General features: G+C 71.6%; 24 protein-coding genes. 16 read left to right on the forward strand and 8 right to left on the reverse strand.

The features are described from left to right. The first annotated feature begins 2 nt into the window (after positions 1 to 2). Genes DEJ13_RS03665 through DEJ13_RS03675 form a run of 3 tightly spaced genes read left to right on the forward strand, consistent with a single transcriptional unit; the run spans position 3 to position 4413 of the window. Positions 3 to 1034 carry a carbohydrate ABC transporter permease gene (locus tag DEJ13_RS03665; RefSeq protein WP_111106849.1) on the forward strand — a complete coding sequence of 344 codons (1032 nt, stop codon included), beginning with the start codon at positions 3 to 5 and terminating at the stop codon, positions 1032 to 1034. Then, positions 1031 to 1912, forward strand: a complete 882-nt coding sequence (locus tag DEJ13_RS03670; RefSeq protein WP_111106850.1) for a carbohydrate ABC transporter permease — start codon at positions 1031 to 1033, stop codon at positions 1910 to 1912. Before DEJ13_RS03665 ends, DEJ13_RS03670 begins: the two co-directional genes overlap by 4 nt. After that, a complete protein-coding gene (locus tag DEJ13_RS03675; RefSeq protein WP_111106851.1) occupies positions 1909 to 4413 on the forward strand; it encodes a beta-xylosidase/alpha-l-arabinosidase in 2505 nt (834 codons plus the stop codon). The genes DEJ13_RS03670 and DEJ13_RS03675 overlap by 4 nt, the downstream gene beginning before the upstream one ends. 93 nt (positions 4414 to 4506) lie before the next feature. Here the strand turns inward: DEJ13_RS03675 and DEJ13_RS03680 are convergent, their stop codons facing one another. Beyond that, positions 4507 to 4947, reverse strand: coding sequence for a hypothetical protein (locus DEJ13_RS03680; RefSeq protein WP_146245232.1), 441 nt, complete (start codon positions 4945 to 4947; stop codon positions 4507 to 4509). 192 nt (positions 4948 to 5139) lie between these two features. Here DEJ13_RS03680 and DEJ13_RS03685 point away from each other — a divergent pair, with 192 nt between their 5' ends. Next, on the forward strand, positions 5140 to 7026 hold the full coding sequence (locus DEJ13_RS03685) for an arabinofuranosidase catalytic domain-containing protein (protein ID WP_111106853.1): 1887 nt from the start codon (positions 5140 to 5142) through the stop codon (positions 7024 to 7026). Positions 7027 to 7113: 87 nt separating this feature from the next. On the opposite strand, the gene DEJ13_RS03690 is transcribed toward DEJ13_RS03685, so the two are convergent. Beyond that, entirely contained in the window at positions 7114 to 7563 is a 450-nt protein-coding gene (locus DEJ13_RS03690; RefSeq protein ID WP_111106854.1) for a GbsR/MarR family transcriptional regulator, read from the reverse strand. Positions 7564 to 7650: 87 nt separating this feature from the next. Here DEJ13_RS03690 and DEJ13_RS03695 point away from each other — a divergent pair, with 87 nt between their 5' ends. Both DEJ13_RS03695 and DEJ13_RS03700 read left to right on the forward strand, forming a co-directional pair. Continuing rightward, complete coding sequence (locus tag DEJ13_RS03695; RefSeq protein WP_111106855.1) at positions 7651 to 8562, forward strand: ABC transporter ATP-binding protein; 912 nt, start codon at positions 7651 to 7653, stop codon at positions 8560 to 8562. After that, complete coding sequence (locus tag DEJ13_RS03700; protein WP_111106856.1) at positions 8559 to 10112, forward strand: ABC transporter permease; 1554 nt, start codon at positions 8559 to 8561, stop codon at positions 10110 to 10112. The genes DEJ13_RS03695 and DEJ13_RS03700 overlap by 4 nt, the downstream gene beginning before the upstream one ends. A gap of 82 nt (positions 10113 to 10194) precedes the next feature. On the opposite strand, the gene DEJ13_RS03705 is transcribed toward DEJ13_RS03700, so the two are convergent. Then, positions 10195 to 10608, reverse strand: a complete 414-nt coding sequence (locus tag DEJ13_RS03705) for a MerR family transcriptional regulator (protein WP_181437023.1) — start codon at positions 10606 to 10608, stop codon at positions 10195 to 10197. Positions 10609 to 10697: 89 nt separating this feature from the next. Between DEJ13_RS03705 and DEJ13_RS03710 the strand changes: the two genes are divergently transcribed. The 9 genes from DEJ13_RS03710 (at position 10698) to DEJ13_RS03750 (ending at position 21458) form a co-directional block, all read left to right on the forward strand. Continuing rightward, a complete protein-coding gene (locus DEJ13_RS03710) occupies positions 10698 to 11681 on the forward strand; it encodes an aldo/keto reductase (RefSeq protein WP_111106858.1) in 984 nt (327 codons plus the stop codon). A gap of 253 nt (positions 11682 to 11934) precedes the next feature. After that, positions 11935 to 12984, forward strand: coding sequence for a LacI family DNA-binding transcriptional regulator (locus tag DEJ13_RS03715; protein ID WP_111106859.1), 1050 nt, complete (start codon positions 11935 to 11937; stop codon positions 12982 to 12984). Positions 12985 to 13118: 134 nt separating this feature from the next. Beyond that, positions 13119 to 14381, forward strand: a complete 1263-nt coding sequence (locus tag DEJ13_RS03720; protein WP_111106860.1) for a sugar ABC transporter substrate-binding protein — start codon at positions 13119 to 13121, stop codon at positions 14379 to 14381. Further along, a complete protein-coding gene (locus DEJ13_RS03725) occupies positions 14378 to 15346 on the forward strand; it encodes a carbohydrate ABC transporter permease (RefSeq protein WP_220037578.1) in 969 nt (322 codons plus the stop codon). The genes DEJ13_RS03720 and DEJ13_RS03725 overlap by 4 nt, the downstream gene beginning before the upstream one ends. Continuing rightward, positions 15336 to 16253 carry a carbohydrate ABC transporter permease gene (locus DEJ13_RS03730; RefSeq protein WP_220037579.1) on the forward strand — a complete coding sequence of 306 codons (918 nt, stop codon included), beginning with the start codon at positions 15336 to 15338 and terminating at the stop codon, positions 16251 to 16253. Before DEJ13_RS03725 ends, DEJ13_RS03730 begins: the two co-directional genes overlap by 11 nt. Then, complete coding sequence (locus tag DEJ13_RS03735) at positions 16250 to 17602, forward strand: family 1 glycosylhydrolase (protein ID WP_111106861.1); 1353 nt, start codon at positions 16250 to 16252, stop codon at positions 17600 to 17602. Before DEJ13_RS03730 ends, DEJ13_RS03735 begins: the two co-directional genes overlap by 4 nt. A gap of 309 nt (positions 17603 to 17911) precedes the next feature. Continuing rightward, entirely contained in the window at positions 17912 to 18640 is a 729-nt protein-coding gene (locus DEJ13_RS03740; protein WP_181437024.1) for a hypothetical protein, read from the forward strand. A gap of 120 nt (positions 18641 to 18760) precedes the next feature. After that, positions 18761 to 20899 carry an ArnT family glycosyltransferase gene (locus DEJ13_RS03745; RefSeq protein WP_111106864.1) on the forward strand — a complete coding sequence of 713 codons (2139 nt, stop codon included), beginning with the start codon at positions 18761 to 18763 and terminating at the stop codon, positions 20897 to 20899. A gap of 55 nt (positions 20900 to 20954) precedes the next feature. Next, positions 20955 to 21458, forward strand: coding sequence for a GNAT family N-acetyltransferase (locus DEJ13_RS03750; RefSeq protein WP_111106865.1), 504 nt, complete (start codon positions 20955 to 20957; stop codon positions 21456 to 21458). Between the two features lie 7 nt (positions 21459 to 21465). Here the strand turns inward: DEJ13_RS03750 and DEJ13_RS03755 are convergent, their stop codons facing one another. Beyond that, on the reverse strand, positions 21466 to 21717 hold the full coding sequence (locus tag DEJ13_RS03755; RefSeq protein WP_146245235.1) for a hypothetical protein: 252 nt from the start codon (positions 21715 to 21717) through the stop codon (positions 21466 to 21468). A gap of 65 nt (positions 21718 to 21782) precedes the next feature. On the opposite strand from DEJ13_RS03755, the gene DEJ13_RS03760 reads away from it, so the two are divergent. After that, positions 21783 to 22247 (forward strand): hypothetical protein, encoded by a 465-nt coding sequence (locus tag DEJ13_RS03760; RefSeq protein ID WP_111106867.1) that lies wholly within the window; start codon positions 21783 to 21785, stop codon positions 22245 to 22247. Positions 22248 to 22249: 2 nt separating this feature from the next. Here DEJ13_RS03760 and DEJ13_RS03765 read toward each other — a convergent pair whose 3' ends face one another. The 4 genes from DEJ13_RS03765 to DEJ13_RS03780 all read right to left on the reverse strand — a co-directional run bounded on the left by DEJ13_RS03765 (position 22250) and on the right by DEJ13_RS03780 (position 24952). Continuing rightward, positions 22250 to 22909 (reverse strand): TetR/AcrR family transcriptional regulator, encoded by a 660-nt coding sequence (locus DEJ13_RS03765; RefSeq protein WP_111106868.1) that lies wholly within the window; start codon positions 22907 to 22909, stop codon positions 22250 to 22252. A 199-nt stretch (positions 22910 to 23108) separates the two neighbouring features. After that, entirely contained in the window at positions 23109 to 23618 is a 510-nt protein-coding gene (locus DEJ13_RS03770) for a P-loop nucleotide/nucleoside kinase family protein (protein ID WP_111106869.1), read from the reverse strand. Positions 23619 to 23682: 64 nt separating this feature from the next. Next, positions 23683 to 24405: a VIT1/CCC1 transporter family protein gene (locus DEJ13_RS03775; protein WP_111106870.1), complete on the reverse strand. Its 723-nt coding sequence runs from the start codon at positions 24403 to 24405 to the stop codon at positions 23683 to 23685. Between the two features lie 67 nt (positions 24406 to 24472). Next, positions 24473 to 24952 (reverse strand): hypothetical protein, encoded by a 480-nt coding sequence (locus DEJ13_RS03780; RefSeq protein WP_111106871.1) that lies wholly within the window; start codon positions 24950 to 24952, stop codon positions 24473 to 24475. Position 24953 lies beyond the last annotated feature (1 nt).

The following is a 24953-nucleotide window of genomic DNA, read 5'->3' on the forward strand; positions in this document are numbered from 1 at the left end:
CGATGGCCACCTCAGTCGCCCCCCGTCCGTCCCGCTCCGGTGAGCAGACGGACGCGGGGAAGGACCTGACCGGGGCCGACGGCACATCGTCGTCGGCCCCGGCCGGGCGGCCGCGCGCGAAGCCGGTCGCCGACGTCCGCAAGCGGGTCGAGATCGCCCTGCTCGCCGGACCCGCGACGATCATGTTCGTCGGGTTCGTCATCCTGCCCGTGGTGCTGGCCGCCTACTACGGCTTCTACAAGTGGCAGGGCTACGGGACCCCGACCGACTTCGTCGGGCTCGACAACTACAAGATCATCTTCACCGACCCCGACTTCCGGGGCGTGCTGTGGCACAACGCCTTCATCGTCATCGGGTCGCTGCTGGTGCAGGGGCCGATCGCGATCATCCTCGCGCTGCTGCTCAACCAGCGCATCCGGGGCCGCGGACTGATCCGCGTGCTCATCTTCGTGCCCTACGTCATCTCCGAGGTGATCGTCGGCACCGGGTGGAGCCTGATGCTCTCGAGCAGCGGGGCCGCCAACGACCTCCTGCAGACGCTCGGGCTGGGGGCCCTGCGCAACGACTGGCTCTCGAACCCGGACATCGCGATCTGGACGCTCCTGGCGATCATCTCGTGGAAGTACATCGGCTTCGCGGTGATCCTGTTCCTGGCCGGGCTGCAGAGCATCCCCGAGGAGCTGTTCGAGGCGGCACAGCTCGACGGCGCCGGCTACTGGCAGATCCAGCGGCGCATCACGCTGCCGCTCCTCGGACCGACGCTGCGCATCTGGGCCTTCCTGTCGATCATCGGGTCGCTGCAGCTCTTCGACCTCGTCTACATCATCTGGGGGCAGTACATCGCCTCGACCGCCGGGACCTCGACCATGGCGACCTACATGGTCGCGAACGGCCGCAACTCCGGCAACTACGGGTACGGCAACGCCGTCGCCGTGGTGATCTTCCTCATCTCGCTGGTGATCGCACTCGTCTACCAGCGGTTCGTCCTGCGTCGCGACACCGCCGGCGCACTCACCGAGAAGGCCACACGATGACCGCCACCGCATCGATCGTCGCTCCCCGGCGCGGCCACAAGCGGCCGAGCGACGGGCCAGTCCGCCGCGAGCGGAACCTCGGCACGTACTTCATCGCGCTGCTGTTCATCGCGGTCTGCATCGGTCCCGTCGCGTACATCGTGCTCGGCGGGTTCCGGACCAACGCGCAGATCACCGCGAGCCCGGCCGGTCTGCCCGCACCGTGGAACTTCGCGAACTACGCCGAGGTGCTCGGCAGCGGGGTCTTCTGGCAGCAGCTCGGCAACTCGCTGATCGCGGGTGTCACCACCACGGTCGGCGTGGTCGTGCTCGGCCTGATGGTGAGCTTCGTGCTCGCCCGCTACCGGTTCCGTGGCAGCGGTGCGCTGTACGCGCTGTTCGCCGCCGGCCTGATGTTCCCGATCACGGTCGCGATCACCCCGCTGTACCTGCTCGTCAAGGACCTCGGTCTGACGAACAGCCTGGCCGGGGTGATCCTGCCGCAGATCGCGTTCGGTCTGCCGACGACGGTCATCATCCTGGTGCCGTTCCTCAAGGCGATCCCCGACGAACTCGAGGAGGCGGCGTCCATCGACGGCGCGAGTCGCCTCGGGTTCTTCTTCCGGATGGTCGTGCCGCTGTCGCTGCCCGGCGTCGTCACGACCGGCATCCTGGCGTTCATCGGCAGCTGGAACAGCTACATCCTGCCGCTGTTCATCCTCAACGACGCATCGGCCTACACGCTGCCGCTCGGGGTGCAGGCGTTCTCGTCGCAGTACTCCGTCGACACGGCCCGCGTCCTGGCGTTCACCTCGTTGTCGATGATCCCGGCGCTGGCGTTCTTCGCGGTGTTCCAGCGTCGCATCGTCGGTGGTCTGACCGGTGCGGTGAAGGGATGAGCACGCTCGAGGGCGCGGCACCGCCCACCGGCGGACCGGAGGCCCGACCCGCGTCGACGACGTCGGCCACCGCAACCGTCAACGGACCGGAGGCGCGTGGCGGGGCCGCACCGGGCCTCCCGTCCGACCGTGCCAGCGCCCTGCTGGCGTCCATGACGCTCGAGGAGAAGACGGCGCAGCTCGTCGGCTACTGGCTCGACCAGAACGGGGTCGTCGCGCCCATGCAGGGTGAGATGGCGGCGGCACCCGACGGCACCCTGCCCGAGATCACCCGCCACGGCATCGGCCAGTTCACCCGCGTCTACGGCACTCGTCCCGTCGAACCCGACGAGCGCGCCGCGTGGCTGTGGACCGAGCAGCGTCGCCTGAAGCGGGAGACCCGGCTGGGGATCCCGGCGCTCGTGCACGAGGAGTGCCTGACCGGTCTGGCGGCGTGGAAGGCCGCCACGTTCCCGACGCCGCTGGCGTGGGGGGCGGCGTTCGACCCGGAGCTCGTCGAACAGGTCGGTGCCGTCATCGGCCGGTCGATGCGGCAGCTCGGCATCCACCAGGGACTGGCCCCCGTGCTCGACGTGGTCCGCGACCCGCGTTGGGGGCGGGTCGACGAGTGCATCGGCGAGGACCCCTACCTGGTGGGCACGGTCGGCACCGCGTACGTGCGCGGCCTGCAGGGAGCGGGTGTCGACGCGACGCTCAAGCACTTCCTGGGGTACTCGGCGTCGCAGGCCGGGCGCAACCACGCGCCCGTGCACGCCGGGGCACGAGAGCTCTCCGACGTCTTCCTGCCCCCGTTCGCGATGGCCCTGCTCGACGGCGGTGCCCGGTCGGTGATGAACTCCTACGCCGAGATCGACGGGGTGCCCGTCGCGGCCAACGTCGACCTGCTGACCGGGGTGCTGCGGGACCAGCTGGGCTTCGACGGCACGGTCGTCGCCGACTACTTCTCCGTCGCGTTCCTCGAGGTCATGCACGGCATCGCCGCCGACCGGGGCGAGGCCGCCGCGATGGCGCTCACCGCCGGCATCGACGTCGAGCTGCCGACCGGGGACGCCTACCTGGCGCCGCTGGTCGACCGCGTCCGCACAGGCATCGTCGACGAGGCGCTCGTCGACCGCGCCGTGCTGCGGGTCCTGCGGCAGAAGGAACGGCTTGGGCTGCTCGACCCGGCCGTGTTCGAGGACGACGCCCCCACCGGCATCGACCTGGACACCGCGGAGCACCGGGACCTGGCGCGCCGACTGGCCGCCGAGTCGCTCGTGCTGCTGTCGAACGACGGTGTCCTGCCCCTGCGGGGCCGCGACGCCGCGACCGCCTCGGCGGATGCGGGCCCGCAGACCTCGGTGGCGGTGATCGGCCCGAACGCCCACCGCCCCGAGGCCCTGCAGGGCTGCTACTCGTTCGCGAACCACGTGCTCGCGACCCACCCCGACCTGCCGCTCGGCTTCGCGATCCCGACCGTGCTCGAGGCGCTGCAGCAGACCCTCGGCGAAGCCATCTCGTCCGCGGTCGGCTGTGCCGTCGAGGGCGACGACCGCTCGCGCATCCCGGCGGCCGTGGCGGCCGCGCGGGACGCGGACGTCGCCGTGGTCGTCGTGGGCGACCAGGCCGGGCTGTTCGGCCGCGGCACCGTCGGCGAGGGCAACGACACCGCCTCGCTCGACCTGCCCGGCGTGCAGCGCGAGCTGGTCGAGGCCGTCGTCGCCACCGGCACCCCGACCGTGATGGTCCTGCTCACGGGCCGTCCGTACGCGATCGGCTGGGCGCTCGACGGACCCGGTCCCCGTCCGTCCGCGGTCGTCCAGGCGTTCTTCCCGGGCGAGGGCGGGGGACTCGCGATCGCCGACCTGCTCACCGGTGCGGCGGAGCCGTCCGGTCGTCTGCCCGTCTCACTGCCGCGGGCAGCCGGCGCGCAGCCGTACACGTACCTGCACCCGCGGCTCGGCGGCCCCTCGGACGTCACCGCCGCAGACTCGACACCGGTCCGGCCGTTCGGCTTCGGCCTGTCGTACACGTCGTTCGCGTACGAGGACCTGGGCGTCGACGACGCCGTCACCACCGACGGCACGTTCACCGCGACGGTCACGGTCCGGAACGCCGGCTCGCGCGACGGCGCCGACGTCGTGCAGCTCTACGGCCACGACGTGCACGCCAGCGTCACCCGTCCGGTCGTCCAGCTGCTCGGGTACGCGCGGGTCGAGGTCCCCGCGGGGGAGTCCCGCCGGGTGTGCTTCACCGTGCCGGTGCAGCGGTTCGCCTTCAGCGGCCGTGACCTGCGCCGGGTCGTCGAGCCGGGGGACGTCCAGGTCTGGGTCGCGTCGCACGCGGCGGCGTCCCGACCGGGAGGCCCGCTCGACTCCGGCGGGATCGTCGCGGTCGGTGACGCGGCGGTCGCAGCGCCCGTGGCCGGCTCGGCCACGGACCGCGCGGTGCTGCGCGTGACCGGGCCGGTGCACGAGATCGGGCTGGCGGATCCGCGTGTCGTCACCTGGACGGCCGACTGACACCCGGGTCGTCGCGTCGGGACGCCGTGGATCAGGCGGTATCGCGGCGCGGCGGCCCGGGGCACGTCCGAGGAACGTGGTGCGCGGCTGACCTCAGCCGACGCCCTCCTCGGCCACCCGCCAGGTCCCAGCGGCACGGTGCAGGCACAGCCCCCACGTCGCCGTGCCGGGTTCCATGCCCGTCACGCCGGATTCGCGCATCTCGAACATGAAGCACCGTTCGGCGTCGCTCGTGTCAGACCCGGGGCGGAGCCGCCGCCACGACGTCATGCGCGGGTCGTCGCCCTGCCACCGCTCCCAGAGGCTCGCCGGACACCAGCGCGTGTCGTCGGGACGCGACAGCGATCGCAGTGATCCGCAGTCGTGCCGCACCGCCGCGTCGAGGAACGCTGCGGCGACGGTGCGTGCCGAGGCGCCGTCGGCCGGCAGCGGAGCCGATGCGCCGGAGGGCCCGCGGACGTTCACGACCACCACCGCGCCGACCACGACGGCGACCGCAGCCACTCCGATGCCGAGACGAGTCCGGGTGCGCACCGTGGGCCTCCTGGTCGGTGTCCTCACCGGCGGACGCTGTCCGGTCGGCGCTGTCGTGGGCTCACACCCTGACGTGGGTCCGCGGTATGCTGGTCGTGGTTAATCGATTAAGCAGATGAGGGGCCGATCAGGTTCCCACGGTGCCGACGGTCGACCACGTCCCCAAGCAACGACGCTCGGAAGGAACCGCACATGCACATCGGATCGATCTCGAGACCTCGGCGCATCGTCGCCGCGGCACTCGGCGCCCTGGCTCTCGTCACCGGGAGCCTCTTCGCAGCGACGACCGGCGTGGGCAGCGCCGCCGCCGCCACCAACGGCCCCTGCGACACCTACGCCGGCGCCGGCACCGCGTGTGTCGCCGCGTACAGCTCCACCCGGGCGCTGTCCTCGTCGTACAACGGGCCGCTGTACCAGGTGCAGCGCGCCTCGGACGGTGCGACCACCAACGTCGGGCTGCTCACCGCCGGCGGGTACGCCAACGCCGCCGCGCAGGACTCGTTCTGCTCCGGCACGACGTGCACCATCCCGAAGATCTACGACCAGACGTCCAACCACAACGACCTGACGGTCGCCGGGGCCGGGGACGCCGGTCCGGCGAACCACGCGGCCGACGCCGGTGCGCTGCCGGTCACGGTGGCCGGGCACAAGGCTTACGGCATCTACATGCCGCAGCAGGTGGCCTACCGGATCTCGAGCACGGTCGCCAAGGGCACGGCGCGCGGCGCCAGCCCGGAGTCGATGTACGAGGTCGCCAGCGGCACGAACGTGAACCACGGCTGCTGTTCCGACTTCGGCAACGTCGAGACCCAGTCGAAGGACACCGGCAAGGGGCACATGGACGCCCTCAACCTGTCGATGCTCAACGGCACGGGCAGCGCCGGACGCGGTCCGTGGGTGCAGGCAGACCTGGAGAACGGCGTCTACGAGGGCAAGACCGCGATCAACACCGCGAACACCGGCAACACGTCGAAGTTCGTGACCGCGCTGCTCAAGAACGACGGCGTCGCGAACTTCGCGCTCAAGGGCGGGAACGCGCAGTCCGGCTCGCTGTCGAAGTGGTACGAAGGGGCGCTGCCGACCGACAAGGACGGCGACGGCCAGGGCTACACGCCGATGAAGCTCGAGGGCTCGATCGTGCTCGGCGCCGGCGGGGACAACTCGAACCGCGGCACCCAGTCCTTCTTCGAGGGCGTCATGACCACCGGCTACTCCTCCGACGCGGCCGACAACGCCGTGCAGGCGAACGTCGTCGCGCAGAACTACCAGGGCGTCTCGACCGGCGGCGGCCCGGGTGCGGCGATCACTGGCCCCGGCGGCAAGTGCGTCGACGTCGACGGTGACGACACCGGTGGCAACACCGCGGTCGTGCAGCTGTACGACTGCAAGACGCTCGCCGCCGACCAGCACTGGCTCGGCAACGTCTACGGCGCGCACACCCTGAGCACGCTCGGACGCTGCCTCGACGTCAACGGCAACGGCACGGCGAACGGCACGCACGTCGAGCTCTACGACTGCAACGGCGCCGGCGGCCAGCAGTGGATCGTGCAGCCGGACGGGTCGATCAAGAACCCGCAGTCCGGACGCTGCCTCGACGACCCGTCGGGCAACACCGCGAACGGCACCGCGCTGCAGATCTACGACTGCAACGGCAACCAGGCGCAGCGGTTCGTCGCCGCGGTCCCGATCAGGACGATCGGGGCGAAGTGCGTCGACGTGGCCGGCAACGACCTGCAGCAGAACGGCCAGCAGGTCCAGGTCTACGACTGCCAGACGCTGCTGACCGACGAGCAGACGACGGACCAGCAGTGGGCCTACAACGCCGCCGACCACACGATCCGGACGCTCGGTCGGTGCCTGGACATCGACGGCAACGCCACCGCGAACGGCACGCATCTGGAGCTGTACACGTGCAACGGCGTCGGTGGCCAGCAGTGGGTGCCGCAGGCGAACGGCTCCGTGCTCAACCCGCAGTCCGGTCGCTGCCTCGACGTCCCGTCGGGCAACACCGCGAACACGACGCCGCTGCAGCTCTACGACTGCAACAACCAGGCGCCGCAGGTGTTCAGCTTCAACTGAACCGCGTGACGGACGGGAGGCCCGGTGCCAGCTGGCACCGGGCCTCCCGTCTGTCGGCCCCCGACGCGCTCGACGGCGTGGTCCCCGTCACTGCTGCCGGGTCTGCCGCCAGCGCGTGACGATCTGCGGGAGCTCTGCGCGCAGGAAGGCGAAGAAGTCGGCCGTCTCGAGGAGACGGGCCGACGTCCTGGAGTCGCTGGCCGTCCGCGCGCCGTCCGTCAGGATGCCCTCGAGGTCGCGCAGCGCGTTGTCTTGGTGCGCGACGGCCTCCATCCAGGCGTCGGGGCGCACCTCGTACGCGATCTGCCGATCGTTCTGGCGGGTCACGTCGACCAGGCTGAGCGACCGCAGCATCTTCGCCCCGTTCGAGACGGCCGACGCTCCGACGCCGAGGGCTGCCGACAGCTCCGCCGCAGTGGAGACCCCGCCCGCCGTCGCCATCAGGCTCGCGAAGATCCGCGCTGACATCCGCGGCCACCCGGAGCGGGCGAGCACGTCGGCGAACCGTTCGACGAACCTGTCGTTGTCGTCAGCCACGGTGGACCTCGGTGCATCCCATGCGACGACGGTACATGCACTACACAGAATTCACGAACTTCATGAATAGCGTGTACTGTCGCGACCATGACCGACATCGTCGAGCTGGACGGGATCACCAAGTCCTTCGGCCGCGTCCGGGCGCTCGACGGCGTGACCCTCTCGGTCCGGCAGGGCGAGGTGCACGGACTGCTGGGGCCGAACGGTGCGGGCAAGTCCACGATCATCCGGGTGCTGCTCGGGATGCTGCACGCCGACGGCGGCCGGGCGCGGGTCTTCGGGAAGGACCCGTGGTCGTCTGCCCCGGTGGTCCGAGCCCGCCTGGCGTACGTGCCCGGGGACGTCAGTCTGTGGCCGAACCTGACGGGAGGGGAAGTCATCGACCTCCTCGCCCGCATGCACGGTGGTGAGGACCGGGCGAAGCGTGACGAGCTGGTCGAGCGCTTCGACCTCGATCCCAGGAAGCGATCGCGCACGTACTCCAAGGGGAACCGTCAGAAGGTGGGTCTGATCTCGGCGCTGAGCGTCACGACCGACCTGCTGGTCCTCGACGAGCCCACCTCGGGACTCGACCCGCTGATGGAGGCGGTGTTCAAGGACTGCGTGCGCGAGGCCCGCGCCGCCGGACGGACGGTCCTGCTCTCCAGCCACATCCTGTCGGAGGTGGAGCAGCTCTGTGACCGTGTCAGCGTCGTCCGGGACGGCAGGGTGGTCGACACCGGCACCCTCGGGGAGCTGCGCGGGCACGCGTCGACGGTCGTCACTGCGACCCTCGCCCGCCCTCCCGTCGGTCTGGAAGCGACCCCCGGGGTGACGGACGTCCGCATCGACGGACTCCGGGTCACCCTGACCACGACGCGTCTCGACGAGGTCATGACCCGTCTCGCAGCGGCCGGCATCGAGACGCTCAGCGTCGCCCCGCCGACACTGGAGGACCTCTTCCTGCACTGGTACGACCGTGCCAGCGGTGCGGAGAACCGACCGGTCGCGAGCGCGTGAACGCCGTCACGGGACTCCGGTCGTCCCTCCACCTCGTGCTCCGTCGAGAACGTGTGCACGGAGCCGCCTGGTACGTGCTGACCGCGCTGCTGGCGCTCCTGGTGGCCGCAGGGATCGCCTCGACGTACCCGACACTGGCGAGCCGAGAGGCGCTCGCGTCCTCCGTCAACCGCAGCGCCGGGGAGTTGTTCATCATCGGGCCCGTCGCCAGCGTCGATCCCGGGGGCGTCGAACTGTGGCGGATCCTCGGTGCTGCGACGATCTTCATCAGCCTCGCGTCGGTGTCCACCGTCGTCCGGAACACCCGGGCGACCGAGGAGGACGGGACCAGCGAGCTGTCGGGATCGGCGGCGATCGGACGTGCCGCGCCGCTCGTGGCGGTGCTCGTCGTCACGGCTGCGGGCTCCCTGCTCGCCGGGGCCATCGTGACCTCGGGGTTCATCGGTACCGGTGCCGGTGTCCTGGGCTCGACACTCGCCGGCGCGCAGATCACGATGACCGGCCTGCTCGGAGCGTCGCTCGCGGCGCTGACCGGGCAGCTCATGCGGACGGCCCGCGGAGCCACGGGTGTCGCGATCGCCGTCGTGGCAGCCAGCTTCCTGCTGCGCGGCGCCGGTGACGTCATGGGCGGAGACGCCTTCTGGCTCTCGCCGTTCGGCTGGATCTCCGCCGTCCGTCCCTTCGCCGCCGACGACGCCGCCATGCTGTTGCCGGCGCTGGCGCTGGCCGCACTCCTGGCAGCCGTGGCCGTCCGGGTCGCCGCGGGCCGGGACCTGGGCGCCGGGATGGTCGCGGAGCGCACCGGCCCCGCTCGGGCGGGGAGATCGCTGCGCGGCCCGGTGTCGCTCGCCCTGCGGACCACCCGGGGGACGATCCTCGGGTGGGGCGTCGGCGCACTCGTCGTGGGGGTCCTGATCGGCGGCGTCGCCACGACCGTCGACACGCAGGTCGAGCTCGCGCTCGGGAGCGGAGCGGGCAGCGGCTCCGGGCTCGTCGACGTCGCCCTGTACCTCGCACCGCTCTTCGCGACGGTCCTCGGCCTCCAGGTGGTCCTGCGACTGCGCGGCGAGGTCGCGTCCGGGCGCGCAGAAGCAGTGTTGTCCCGCCCCGTCGGGCGCGACCGCTGGCTGCTCGCCCACGTCGCCGCGGCAGTGCTCGGCGCGGCGATCGTCCTGCTGGCCTTCGGGCTGGGGATCGCGATCGCGTCGCTGGGCACGTTCCCTGGACGCTTCGCTCCGACAGCCGCCGCCGGTGTCCTGCGATCGCCGGCGCCGTGGGTGTTCATCACGCTGGGGGCGGTGCTCCTGGCGGTCATCCCGCGCGCGGCGGCGGTGGTCGCGTACACGGTCGTGGCTGCGTTCCAAGCGCTGGAGTTCGCGGTGGAGTTCCGCCTGCTGCCGGCGGACGCGCTCCTGGCATCACCGTTCGCGGTCGTCCCGCAGGCGCCTGACGGTGCGGCGCACGTCTGGCAGACGATCGTCCTGGTGCTGGTCGCCGCCACGCTGGGTCTGCTCGCGGCGATCGCCGTGCGGCACCGGGACCTGCGCTAGCGACCGGATGGCCGTCGGCGGCCGCGGCCGGTCAGCTCCACCCCCCGTGCTCATCGGACCCCGTCCATCGGCTCACGCGGTGTCACCGTGCTGACGTCGCCTCCGGACCACCTGAGGCGACGGCCTGGCGGTACGCGGCGATCTTCCGTTCCAGTGCGGCCAGGTGCCGCTGAACTTCGGCCTGCCGTTCGAGAACGGTCGCGTGGTGCTGTTCGAGGAGCGCGAGACGCTCGGCGTCGTCCGCGCCGGCGCGGTACGCGGCGGCGTACTCGCGCATCTCGTGGACGCTCATCCCCGTCCCGCGGAGCATCACCGTGCCGGCGAGCCAGCTCAGCGCGGCCGTGTCGTACCGACGCCACCCGTCCGGACCGCGATCGGGGGCGGGCGTGATGCCTTCCTTCTCGTAGTAGCGGATCGTGTCGACGGTGACGCCGAGCAGGTCCGCGGCGACGCTGATCGTGACGGGCTCGTCGACGTGGACCTCCGGGAGCAGCACGGACCCGAGTCTTGCACTTGACATGGTGCGCACACCAGGGTCGAGAGTCGGGTCGTCCGGGGCGACCCGGCAGTGAACGGAGAACGCACATGCAGCAGATCCCTCTCGGCTCCCAGGGCCTCGTCACGTCCGCGCTCGGTCTCGGGTGCATGGGGATGAGCGCCTTCTACGGCGGGGCCACCGAAGCCGGCTCGGTCGAGACCATCCGCCGCGCGCTCGACCTCGGGATCACCCTGTTCGACACGGCGGAGGCGTACGGGCCGTTCGAGAACGAGAAGCTGCTCGGCCGGGTCCTCGGCGCCGACCGGGACCGGGTGGTCGTCGCCTCGAAGTTCGCCACCGACTTCACCGACGACGGCCAGCCGATCGGCCTCGACGGCTCCCCGGAGCACGCCCGCCGCGCCATCGACCGGTCCCTCGGTCATCTCGGTACCGACCACGTCGACCTCTGGTACCTGCACCGCGCAGACCCCGACGTGCCGATCGAGGACACGATCGGTGCGATGAGCGAAGCCGTCACCGCCGGCAAGGCCCGCACCATCGGCGTCTCGGAGACCTCTGCCGAGACCCTGCGCCGCGCGCACGCGACGTTCCCGATCACCGCGATCCAGTCCGAGTACAGCCTGTTCGAGCGGGATGCCGAGCACAACGGCGTCCTCGAGACCGCCTCGGAGCTCGGCATCGGGTTCGTCCCGTTCTCCCCGCTCGGGCGCGGGTTCCTGTCCGGCACCGTGACCCGCAGAGACGACCTGCCCGAGGGTGATGCCCGCCGGGACCTCCCCAGGTTCTCGGACGACGCCATCGACGCGAACCTGCGCGTCGTCGACGCACTCACGGTCATCGCCGACGAGAAGGGCGTCACCACCGCGCAGCTCGCACTCGCGTGGCTGATCCGGGCCGGCACCGTCCCGATCCCCGGGACCACCAAGGCTTCCCGTGTCGAGGAGAACGCCGCCGCCGTCGACGTCGTGCTCACCGCGAACGACCTCGACCGCATCGAGGTGGCTGCACCGCACGGCGTGGCTGTCGGCACCCGCAACACCGCGGCGGGGATGGCTCGCGACCGCGACTGAGCCCGCACCGGTGCTGCCGATCACCATCGTCGTCCGGGCGTCCACGCGACTGATGCTCGCGAGTGACCCGGCAGCGGAAGCGACATGGCGGCACCCTTCGCGCGTCGCATCCGGTGCCACGATGTCGCTTCGGCTGTCCGATTCGGGCCGTCGACCACGGCGGATGCGATCCGGGGCTTGCTTCATCGATTAAGCACGTGCATGATGTGACCAGTTAATCGATAAAGCAACCGACTCGAAGGAGGCGACCCCCATGCCGAAGTCCGTCACCCTCAAGGACGTGGCCGCGAAGGTCGGCGTGACGTCCGCCGCCGCCAGCATGGCGCTCTCCGGGCACGAGCGCATCAGCGAGAAGACCCGCGCCGCCGTCAAGCAGGCCGCCGACGAACTCGGCTACGTCCCGAGCTCGGCCGGCCGGGCACTCCGCAGCCAGCGCGCCGACGCCGTGGCGCTCATCGTGCCGAACTCGTCCGCACACGTGTTCGGACACCTCTACTTCATGCACGTGCTGACGGGGATGTCGACCGCGGCGAACGCCCACGACGCCCAGGTGATCGTGTCCACGAACGCCGACGCCAGCTCGGGCGACGTCGCGTACGAGCGGGTCATGCGTTCCCGGACGGCCGACGGCGCCATCGTCACCAGCGCCGCGGTCGACGACGACCACGTGCAGGGGCTCGTGGCGAGCGGCCTGCCCGCCGTGCTCATCGGCAACTACCCGCACCTGGCCGACGCGGTCACGGTCGGCATCGACGACGTCACCGCGACCGAACGTCTGGTCGACCACCTGGTCGAGGTCCACGGTCGTCGCCGCCTGCTGCACGTGACGGGCACACTCGACCACCAGACGGGCCTCGACCGCCGCCAGGGCTTCCTGCGTGCCACCGAACGGCACGGCCTGACCGACGTCACGGTGATCGAGGGCGACCTGTCCGAGACGTCCGGCGCAGCCGCCATGGAGCAGATGCTCGCGGGTGACGCCGGCACCCGACCCGACGGCGTCGTGTTCGCGAACGACGACATGGCGGTCGGTGGCCTGCACACCCTGCGCCGTGCGGGCGTCGACGTCCCCGGCGACGTCGCCGTCGTCGGGTTCGACGACTTCGGGCTCGCCCGCGTCACGACTCCGGGCATCACGACCGTGCGCGTCCCCGCCGAGGAGATGGGCCGCATCGCGACCGAGCGGCTCTTCGACCTGGTCGACCACCGTGGCGGCCAGCCCGCCCGCACCGAACTCCCCGTCGAGCTCGTCGTCCGCGCCTCGTGCGGCTGCGACCCCGACGCGGAACGCGTCCGAACCTGACCGACGAACCCCGCACCACACCACCCAGCACCACCGCACCCGACACCCAACGCACAGCACCGAACACGACACCGAACACCCACCCCACCCCGCATCACCCCTGCGAGCACAGCAACGCAAAGGAGCGTTCCCCGATGAAGCACGCACGCACGACCCTCGCGATCGGCGCCGTCGCCGCCGTGGCGGCCCTCACCCTGTCCGGCTGCTCGGCCGGTGGCAACGCCAGCACCGACGGCCCCGCCACCCTCAAGGTCTGGACCGGGTTCACCGGCGGCGACCGCCCCGGCTACGCCACGATCGTCAAGGACTTCGAGAAGTCCCACCCGGACATCAAGATCGACATGACCGTCCAGCCGTGGGACACGATCCAGCAGAAGCTGCCCAGCGCCTGGCTCACCGGCCAGGGCCCGGACGTCGCCGCCGTCAGCTCGGACCCGAACGCCGTCGCGCAGTACGTCAAGACGAACTCCGTGCTGCCGATCACGATGACCGGCAGCGGCGACAGCAAGATCAACACGTCCGAGTTCGCCCCGGGCACCGTCAAGGAGTTCACCTACGACGGCAAGCTCTACGGCGTCCCCGCCAACTTCGCCACGCTGAGCCTGTACTACAACAAGAAGCTCTTCGAGGCGGCCGGCATCACGAACCCGCCGTCGACCGTCGCCGAGATGGCGACCGACGCGCAGAAGCTGACCGCGGACGGCAAGTACGGCATCGCGCTGGCCGACAACCAGACGATCCAGATGTGGCCGGTGCTGCAGTGGCTCGAGGGCGGCGACATCGTCAACGGCAAGAACTGCAGCGTCGTGCAGTCGAGCGACGGCAAGCAGAGCCTGAAGACCTGGGCCGACCTGGTCGCGAAGGACAAGGTCAGCCCCGTCGGGCTCACCGGTGCCGAGGCCGACTCGCTCTTCTCGGCGGGCAAGGCCGCGATGGAGATCAACGGACCGTGGGCTGCCTCGGGCTACAAGTCGGCGGGCATCGACCTCGGCATCGTGAAGGTCCCGGTCGGCGTCGACGGCAAGTCCTCGACGCTCGGCTCGATCGCGCCGCTGTCGATCTCGGCGAAGACCAAGTACCCGAAGCAGGCACAGGAGTTCCTGGCCTACTGGACGTCGAAGACCGCGCAGCAGAAGTTCTCGCTGCAGACCGGGTTCCCGCCGCTGCGCACCGACCTGTCCGACGACGCCCAGCTCAAGGCCGACCCGACCGTGTCGGTCTTCGCCAGCCAGGTCCCGGACGCGCGGCTGTACCTGCCGCACGTACCGAACGCCACCAAGGTCGACTCCGACGGCTACGTCCCGCTGATCGGCGAGATCACCCGCGGCAAGTCGATCGACGACGCCACGAAGAGCGCCGGTCAGACGATCGACGGCCTCACCGGCTGCGGCCAGTGACCGACCAGCTCACCGGGGCGGCTCCGCCACGCAAACCGCGTGGCGGGGCCCCCGCCTCCGGCAGGGACACCGGACTGGAGGCCCGCCCCACCCGCCGCCGAGCGCGCCGGTTCCAGCCGGCCTGGCTCTTCATGGCCCCGTCGCTGCTCATCCTGGGCGCGTTCGTGGTCTTCCCGATCCTGCGGTCGCTCTACTACTCGTTCTTCGACTGGACGGTCGGCGCCGTGTCGCAGCCGTTCGTCGGGTTCGGCAACTACACGAAGCTGTTCCACGACCAGCAGTTCTGGAACGCCCTGCGGATCACGCTCGAGTACACGATCGTGTCCGTCGTGCTGCTCGTCGTCCTCGGGTTCGTCGCGGCACTGCTGCTGCAGCGGGACACCCTGGCGAACCGGATCGTCCGGTCGGTGTTCTTCTTCCCGACGATCGTGTCGCTCGTCACGATCGGCCTGGTGTGGAAGTTCCTGCTCGACCCGGACATCGGTCTGGTCGGCGGCATCACCGCGGCCCTCGGACTGCCGAGCGTCGCCTGGCTGCAGTCCACCACACTCGCCCTGCCGACGATCGTCTTCGTGTCGGTCTGGAAGAGCATCGGCTTCGCGATGATCCTGTTCGTCGCCGGACTCAAGGGCGTGCCCGCCGAACGGTACGAGGCAGCCGAGCTCGACGGCGCGAACCGCTGGCAGACCGTCTGGCGGATCACCCTGCCGAGCATCCGCCCGACCATGCTCTTCACGTCGATGATCCTGACGATCCAGTCATTCCAGGTCTTCGACCTCGTGTACGTCATGACCGGCGGCGGACCGGTCTTCCACACGGACACGCTCGTGAACCTGCTCTACCGCGACGGGTTCGTCAACTACCAGACCGGCTACGCGTCGGCCATCTCCTGGGTCCTCTTCGTGATCATCATGCTCATCTCCCTCCTGCAGCTCCGGCTCTTCCGCTACGACGATGTCGACTGAGGCGCGCGTCCGGCGACCGTCCCTGACGGAGCCGGCCCGGGCCTCCCGTCCGGACCCCACCCGCGACCGGCGACACGGCCGCCGGACCGGTGCCGCTCGCACCGGTTCCGTCCTGAAGTGGGTGTACCTCGGCATCGGACTCGTGGTCGCGCTCGTGCCGTTCGTCTGGATGGTGAGCGGCTCGTTCCGATCGGAGTCGGACCTGTTCGGCCACCCGGCCAGCCTGTTCCCGACGAGCATCACGCTGCACGGCTACGTCGGCGTCTGGCAGCAGCTGCCGTTCCTGCGCCTGCTGCTCAACTCGTTCGTGTTCACCGTCGTGACCACCGTGCTGACGTTGTTCTTCGACTCGATGTGCGCCTACGCGCTGGCGCGGATGCGGTTCGTCGGGCGGAACGTCGCGTTCGTGCTCGTCATCGCCACGCTCATGGTGCCGTTCCAGGTGACGCTCATCCCGGTGTTCGTGGAGCTGTTCCACCTGGGCTGGCTGAACACCTACCAGGGGCTCATCATCCCGCGGGCGACGAGCGCGTTCGGGATCTTCCTGTTCCGGCAGTTCTTCATCGACATCCCCGTCGAGCTGGACGAGGCTGCCCGCATCGACGGTGCCGGACACTGGCGCATCTACTGGCAGGTCATCCTGCCGCTCGCGAAGCCCGCGATCGCCACGGTCGCCGTGCTGAACGGGATGGCGCTGTGGAACGACCTGCTCTGGCCGCTCGTCGTCACGACCTCGAACGACATGCTGACGCTGCCCGCCGGGTTGACGCTGTTCGGGGGAGCGCACGTGACCGACCACGCGGTCCTGCTGGCCGGTGCGGTGATCTCGCTGCTGCCGATCGCCGTCGGGTTCTTCTTCGCACAGAAGTTCTTCGTCGCCGGTGTGGCGACCACGGGGCTGAAGTGAGCGAGCCGACCCGGCCGGGTGCGGGGGTCGCTCCGCGGGTCCGCGCCTTCGCCCCGGGGACCTTCACCTTCGTCGCGGGCATCGAGGACACGTGCGTCTACCCGCCCGCGCACTTCGCGATGGCCCCGCTCGACGAGCACGAGCTGACCGGGCACGACCGTGCCTGGCGCGAGGACCTCGACACCGTGGCCGCCCTCGGCGCCACCGCGCTGCGCTACGGCGTGGACTGGCCGCGGGTGCACGTCGCACCGGGTGTGTTCGACTGGGCGGTCCTCGACGAGCGGTTGGCGTACGCGGCGTCGCTCGGGATCACCGTCATCGCGGACCTGGTGCACTACGGCACGCCCACGTGGCTCGAGCAGTCGTTCGCGGACCCGGGGTACCCGGCGGCGGTCGCGTCCTTCGCGGGGGCGTTCGCCGGACGGTACGCGGGTGTGGTCGACCACGTGACCCCGCTCAACGAGCCGATCACGACCGCGTCGTTCGCCGGGCTGCGCGGGGTGTGGCCTCCGGCGCTGACCGGGTGGGACGGGTGGACCCGCGTCGTGCTCGGGATCGCCGCGGGTCTGCAGCAGTCCGTCGCCGCGGTCCGGTCCGCGAACCCGGATGCCGTGATCGTGCACGTGGAGGCCTCATCGCTGGTCACGGTGGCGTCGTCGGCGGCACCGGCGGCGGCGTCGTCGTCCCGCGCGTCGGCGCTCGTCGCCGAGGCGGCCATGCTCGAGGCGCTCGGCTTCCTGCCGACCGACCTGGTCCTCGGCCGCGTCGACGCGATGCACCCGTCCCACGCCTGGCTGCTGTCCCACGGGGCGTCCGCCGCAGCGTTGGACGAGCTCGTCGACGGCGCCGTGACGATCGACGTGCTCGGCGTCAACTACTACCCGGACCTGTCACCTCGGCGGCTCGAGGACGGACCCGACGGCACCGTGCAGCACGCCCACGACCGCTGGACCGAGGGCCTCGTGGAGTCCCTCACCCGGTTCGACGCGCGGTACGGGCTGCCGATGGTCGTCACCGAGACGTCGATCGAGGGCGACGACGCGGTCCGGTCGGCCTGGGTGCGGGACTCCGTCGTCGCGGTCCGCTCGCTCGCCGACGCCGGGGTCGACGTGCGTGGGTGGACGTGGTGGCCGGTCTTCGACTTCGTGGACTGGTCGTACGCGTCCGGTGGTCGGAACGTCGAGGAGTTCACCGTCGCACCGGACGTCGTCGCCGAGCGCACCGGATCGGGACGGAAGACGCCGTACCTGCGGCGGATGGGGCTCGTCCGGCTCGAGGAGCAGCTCGACGGCACCCTGGTCCGGGTACCCACGGCCGCCGCTGAGGCCTACCGCACCGCGGCGGGGTAGCGGCGGCGCGCTCGCGCGGGTGGTGGCAGCAAAAGCGACAACGCAGCGTGTTCTGCGCCGCGCATTCGCTGCCGCCATGTCGCTTTCGGGAACGACTCCGGCGCTGCCGAGGAGTGCGGCGGGCTCGCGCGGTCGCGGGGTGGTGGCAGCGCGGGTGGTGGCTGCGCGGGGTGGTGGCAGCGAAAGCGACAACGGAGCGTGTTCTGCGCCGCGCGTTCGCTGCCGCCATGTCGCGTCAGCGGTGCGACCCCGTCGGAACCCCGTCCACCGTGGCCACCCGAGTCGGGTCCGCCGTGCCAGGCTGGCCCCGTGGACGAGCCCGACGACCCCGACGAGCCCGACGAGCCCGACGAGCCCGACGCGCCCGACGAACCCGACGTGCCCTGGCTGCAGCGCCTGCGCGACGGGGTCGTCCCGCCCGCACGGTGGTTGTTCGTCACGCTCGGCGCCCTCACCGCCGCGGGTGCCCTCCTGCTGTGGGCCGAGGCACTGCACCTCGAGTGGGTCGCCGACCTGTGGGAGCACACACAGCGCATCGGGGCCGTCGTCCTCGTCCCACCCGTGCTCGTCGTCACCGGCCCGGTCGTCGCGCTCGCTGCCTGGTGGTCGGGACGACGGGACCGCCGGGTCCTCGCCCGCATCCGCGCGAGGGGCGACGACGTCGCGCTCCACCTGCCCGTGACGACGCCGTCCATCCGCGAACCCGACGAGCTGTCCGACCCCGCGCCGGTGCTCTGGACGGTCGACTCCGACGGCCTACACGGCTGGTCCTCCCATGCGGATCGTCCGGTGCACGACCTGCCGTGGCAGCGGATCCGGCGGATCGACGTCGCGACGCACACCGTGCGCGGACAGGACCAGGACTTCGGCATCTGGATCGACCTCGACCGGGGGCACCTCGTCCTGGCACCGCGGGCAGCACTCGGACGGCCGTTCGCGGCGAGCGGCGCGCAGTGGGCGACGCTCGTGCGGGTCCTCCGAGCGCTGCGCAGCAGGGCCGCGGGGGCGTCGCCAGCGGTGCCGGGACCGACGACGTGACGGACAGGAGGCTCGTGGCGGCGCCGCCACGAGCCTCCTGTCCGTCGTCCTGAACGAACTGCAGGCCAACGAGCCGCCGCTGGCGGCTGGATCATCGGCAGCGGCGGGACAGTTCCCACCATGACCCGCACGAACGGCTTCCACATGCGCACCGCGCGCTGGACCCAGCAGCCCAGGCACGAGCGCCTGACGCTCGCCGCGATCATCGTCCTCGGCGCCGTGCTGACGAGCTGGAACCTGGCCCGCGGGGGTGACTCGGAGTTCTACGCCGCGGCTGCCCGGTCGATGTCCGAGTCGTGGCCGGCGTTCCTGAGCGGCGCGTTCGACCCCGGCGCGACCGTGACCCTCGACAAGCTGGCGGGCTTCGCGGTGCCCCAGGCGGTGAGCGTGCGGGTCTTCGGCATGTCGACGGCGGCCCTGGCGTTGCCGCAGGTCCTCGAGGGCATCGTCACCGTCTGGGCCGTCTCGCTCGTCGGACTCCGCTGGGCGGGATCGCGCGTCGGGCTGGTCGCGGCAGCGCTCGCCGCGAGCACGCCGATCTTCGTGTCGATGTTCGGCCACCCGATGGAGGACGGCCTGCTCACCATGGCGCTCGCCGTCGCGCTGGTGTGGTGGCAGCGGGCGGCGCTCGCCGGGACGTGGTGGCCGCTGCTGCTGTCGGGGCTCTTCGTCGGCGTCGGGTTCCAGGCGAAGATGCTGCAGGCGTGGCTGATCCTGCCCGCGCTCGTCGTCGGCACGGTCGTCGCGTCCGGGACCGGCGGGGCACGCGTGCGGCGCGGCATCGGGCACGCGGCCGTGCTCGTCGGCGCCGCGGTGGTCGCGTCGCTGTCCTGGTCGGTCGTGCTGGCGCTGCTGCCGACGTCCGCTCACCCGTACTTCGACGGGTCGACCGACGACGACGTCTTCGCGATGGTGTTCGGGTACAACGGCGTCGACCGGTTCCTGCCCGGGCTCTGGCCCGGAGCTGTCGGGGCGCTCGGCGCGGTCGGTCATGCCGTCGGGCACGCCGTCGGAGGTGCCGCCCGGCACTTCGGGGCCGGCGGCGGGCACCGGGACCTGCTACAGCTGTTCTCCGCGCGGTACGCCTCGCAGGTGGGATGGTCGTGGCCAGCAGCACTCGTCGGTGTCGGCATCGGTGCCGCAAGCTGGTGGCGCGCTCGCACCGATCGGGAGGCCCGACCTGCCTCCGCCACGCTCGTCACGCTGGTCGTGTGGCTGGTCACCGCGAGTGTGGTGCTGTCCGTCCTGCGGCTCCCGCACACCGCGTATGTCGCGGCGGTCGGTGTGCAGCTCGCGGTGCTCGCCGCCGTCGGCTGGTCGGGTGCTGCTCGGTGCGTCACGGCGTCGGACCGGCGCCTGCTGGCCGTGCCGGCAGGACTGCTCGTGGTGCAGGGGGCGTGGTGGGTGTGGCTCGCGTCGGCGAGCGACGAGCCCGTGCTGCTCGGAGGGGCCGCGGTCGGCGTGACCGGCGTGGCCCTCGTGGCGGTGCTCGTCGTCGGACTGCGGTCGGGGACGTTCCCGGCTCCCGGTACCGGCGCTGGTGTCGTGGCCGGTGCCGGTGCTGGTCGTCTGTCCCGTCGGGTGGCTGCGGCGCTGCTCGTCACCGCGGTGGTGGCGGGGCCGGCGTGCTTCTCGCTGCAGGCGCTCGACGCCGCGCGGGACGGAAGCGGTGGAGACGCCTCGGTCGGCGCCGTGCCGGGGCAGTTCGGGCAGTTCGTACAGCCGGCGCGTGCCGGGGCGGTGGGCGTCGCTCGCGCGGGTGGTGTCGGCACGCGGAGTCGTCTCGACGCCCGCGGCGGCTCCGTCGCGCGTGGCGGGTCCGGGACGACGTCCGGGTTCCACGTGTCGGCACCCGCCATCGTGGGCGGGCGGCTGTCGCTGCCCGCGTCGGAAGCCTCCCTCGTCGGCGATGCCGAGCAGGACGGCGGTGGCCGGGGCGGAGCGCCGCTGTTCCTGACCGACTCGTGGCGGGTGTCGGCCGACGTCATCGAGACCACCGGGGACGAGGTCCTGACCGACGGCGGGTTCTCCGGGCAGGCACCGGTGTTCACGACGGCGCAGATCGAGTCCATGGTGCACAGCGGCCGGGTGCACCTGCTCGTGGTCGCGGCGTCCTCACGGGTGCACGACCCGGTCCGGCAGGCGGGAGCCGACCTCGGCTGCACGGTGGTGCACCGGTGGGGGAGCGCCACGAGCGGCTTCGGCGGGCGGGGCGGCTTCGGCAGCCCGACGTCGTTCGCGCTCGAGCGCTGTGCGTGACGGGGAAAGCGGTCAGCCGATCGCCGCTGGCGCCACTTCGCTGCGACACTGGGACATGCTCGAGTTGGTGCGTCCGCAGTCGGCGTTGCACGAGGCGTGGGCCGAGGCCCACGCCGAGTGGGGTCCGGGCCTGCACGAGGACGGGTTCGGGATCGCCGCACACGACGACGTCGACAGCGACGACGGGTTCCGCACGTGGGTCGGTCGACTGCGCGCTGAGCCCGGCGTGCTCTGGTGGATCGTCGAGGACGGGCGGGTCCTCGGTGGGATCGCACTCCGCGCTCCGGGCGATCCGAGCGTGCAGCTGCTCGGCCACGTCGGGTACGGGATCCGCCCGTCGGCACGAGGCCGCGGCGTCGCGACGTGGGCCCTGGGCCAGGTGCTCGCACATGCGGCACGCGTCGGGATCGACCCCGTGGTCGCTGTCTGCCGCGAGGACAACGCGGGCTCGATCGGGACGCTCGAGCACTACGACGCGGTGCTCCTCGCCACCGAACTCCGCGAGGGGACGCGGCTGCGTCGCTACGCCATCTCGCGGTCGCACAAGCGTCCGGGGTAGCGCCCGCTCAGTCCTCGTCCTGCGCGCGAGACCGAGTGGCTCGGGCGATCTGCCAGACGGAGACACCGACCACGGCGGCACCGACGACACCGGCGATCCACGAGCCCGCGACTCCGATCAGTGGCTGCGTCGTGCAGGAACTCGTCCCGCCGCCGCCCGGCGCGGCATCGGCACAGCTGCTCACCTGCATCAGGGTCAGGAGCAGGGCGGTCACCGCTGTGACGACGGCGACGGTGCTCCAGCCGATCACTCGATCCACAACGCGCTCCGTCCACGACACCACCTACCGTGTCCGCCTACCCCGTAGGGGTGTAGACAACCTGTGTGAGCGACGACGGGGCCCGGCAGCGCGGACACCTGGCGGTCCCGATCCGCCGTGTCTTCCCCTGGTGGTACCTGGTCGGCGCGGTCGTGACGGCCGCCGTCCTGATCCTGCTGGACCCGGACGGCAACCAGGCGATGATCGCCTTCTGGGGACCGGCGATCGGGATCACGATCCGCGAGCGCGAGCAGACCGCACGGGCCCGCTCGGACCAGGGGCTGCCCGTCGACGGTGCGTCGCTCCGGTCGGAGCCTTGGCTCGAGCCGCTGAGCGCAACGCTGCTCACCGGGGCCGCCGTGGGCATCGGCCTCCTGCTGGACGCGCTGTTCGGTCATCGGACGTTCGTCACGACGTGGGTCGGCGCAGGCTTCCTGGTGGCCAGTGCCGTCTGCTTCCTCGCGGTGCTCCTGGTCCTCCGCGCGCGGCGTCGGCGACGGCGGGCAGCCGCGGCGCGACCCGTCTCATGACGTCACTCGACAGGGTGATCGGCCTCGTGCCGGAAGATGCCCTGCAGGTCGCGCATCGAGATGGGCTCGCCGGGCAGCGGGTTGCGGCTGCCGTCGGCGCGGAGACCGTCGAGCACGATGCCGACCTGTCTGCCGATGATGCGCCCGGCGTCGTCCGGGGGCAGGTTCGAGTAGCTGCCGATGCGGAAGGCGGCGAACGTCACGTCGTTCGCGGTGACGTCGGGTCGGAGTGACCCCTCGTCCTGCGCGGCCCGGACCAGTGCGTCGAGCTGGTCGTTCCACGTCGAGGTGAACCGGTCGCTGTCGTCCAGCGCCACCATCTTCCGGTTGAGGCGCGGGATCGCGGGGTGCTCCTGCAGGACGTCGACGATGCCCATCACCAGCGCGACGACGGCGTCCCACGCGGTGGACCGTGCGGCGACCATCTCCTCCACCCGAGCGAAGTTGCCGAGGAGTCGGGCGTGGAGTTCCCGGATGACGTCGTCGACGCTGGCGTACCGGCGGTAGAGCGTGGCGATCCCGACACCGGCGAGCTGCGCCAACTGCACCATCGACGGGTCGGCGTCCTTGACCGCGTAGTGGGCTTCCGCTGCCGCGAGGATCGCCTCGCGACTGCGCCGCACTTCGACACGTTCCGCTCGCACGCGAGGGATCTCCGACATGGCAGCAACCTAGCCGCTTCTCATGTGGAGAGATCACTCCACTTAGGAGTATCGTTGCGGAGCGGTCCAGCCCCACCCAGGCGACCGCCACCCGGCGCTGCGACGGGGCGACGTCGTGCGACGAGCGCCCCCGCGGAGCCGGACGACGAGGGCGCCTGCTTCCAGACCCGAACTCGAAGCAGGCGCCCTCGCCCCGTCGTCAGGCGCGCGCGCGGAGGAACTCGAGCGCCTCGAGGACGGTCTGCTCGAGCGGACGGGTGCTGTCGACCACGAGACGCTCGTCGGTGCGGGGCACGTACTGCTCCTCGGCGCGCTGCACGTCGTCCCACGTCGGCAGGGTGAAGTCGGGGAGGTCCTTCACCCGCTGCTCAACGCGCCGCCGGTGCTCCTCGGGGTCAGGACACACGACCTCGATCACCCGCAGCTGGGCACCGGCCTCCCGTGCGGCCGACACCCACCCGGCGCGCGCGGGCTCGACACCACTGACGGCGTCGGCGAGGACGGTCTGCCCGCGGCGCAGGTTCGGCACGGCGATCGCGTGCATCACCGAGTACGCCGCGATCCCCGACTGCTCCGGCGGGATCCCGTACTTCCACATCGCCGCTTCGATCGCGTCCACCCGGAGCGTCTGCGCGGGCAGTCGCTCAGCGATCGCAGCGGAGAGCGTCGACTTGCCAGCGCCGGGCAGCCCACAGACCTGGATCAGCATCGTCAGTCCCGTCGTCGTGGCCAGCGTGATCTGGTCCGTCCCCTGGGTGGGGCGGACTCGAGCCTCAGAGCGCGTGCGCGCCGAGCAGTGTCCCCGCCAGCCACGTCGCCGCCAGTGCTGCCGCTCCACCGATCACGACCCGCAGTGTCGCACGGCCCCGGGGTGCGCCGCCGAGCACCGCACCCGTGGTGCCCGTCGCCGCCAGCGCGACGAGCACGGCCACGACGACCACGGCGATCCGCACCGAGGCGGGCACGAGCAGCGTCGCGAGGAACGGCAGCAGGCCGCCGACGGTGAAGGTCGCCGCAGACACCCACGCTGCACGCCAGGGGCTCACCACGTCGTCCTGCGCTGCCTGTTCCTCGGCGGCGACCCAGCGCTCGCGGACCTCGGGGCGACCGAGCTCGTCGGCGATGGAACGCGCCGCGGCCTCGGAGACACCGATGGCCCGGTAGGCGGCGACGATGTCGGAGGGCTCGGCCGCGTCCGTCGCCCGACGTGCCGCGTGCGCCGCCTGCCCGGTCCGTTGGGCGTCGCGTGCTCCGCTCACCGAGACGTACTCGCCGAGCGCCATCGACACCGCACCCCCGACCAGCGCCGCGCCGCCCGCCGCGAGGACCGGTCCGACGGGTGCGCCGGCACCAGCGACGCCGACGACGACCGCGGCGACGGAGACGATGCCGTCGTTCGCGCCGAGCAACCCGGCGCGCAACCAGTTGAGCCGGGCCGCGCTCGTGGACTCACGGGGTGCGACGCTCGGCAGTGCGGGGACGGAGATGGTGGCCATGTGGACCAGGAAAGCACTCGAACGCCCGGTCCGCCAGCCAGGGAAGGCTGCCCTGACCTGGGGTTTCTCAGGCCAGGCTACCCTCACTCCGAGCCGACGGCTCGGCCGACGGCTCGACCGAGGGCTCGGCCGACGGCTCGGCCGACGGCAGCGCCGACGTCTCGGTCGACGGCAGACCCGCCGGGGGTGCCGGAGCGGGAGCCCCCAACCCCTCGATCACCCGGACCGAGACCGTGATCAGGTCAGGGTGCTCGCCAGCGGCGGTGAGCTCGTCCCGCACGCGCTCGCCGACCTCGCGGAGCGTGTCGCCGGCGGGTCGTCCGTCGTCGGCCGCGATGCCGGCCCTGACGGTCACCGAGCTGCCGGCATCGCTGCCGCCCGATCGGTCGATGTCGACGAGCACGTCGGGCTGCCGCAGCGCGAGCTTGACCGCGATGGCGTCGGCTGCCGCCTCGACGACGGGCTGGGCGGGGAAGACGTCGTCGACGCCGTCGATCGTGCGGAGCAGCGCGGTCAGGCGCTGCGACAGGTCCTGGTCGTCGGGCACC

This window comes from Curtobacterium sp. MCLR17_007 (assembly GCF_003234655.2).
In the GTDB taxonomy this organism is placed as follows: Bacteria; Actinomycetota; Actinomycetes; order Actinomycetales; family Microbacteriaceae; genus Curtobacterium.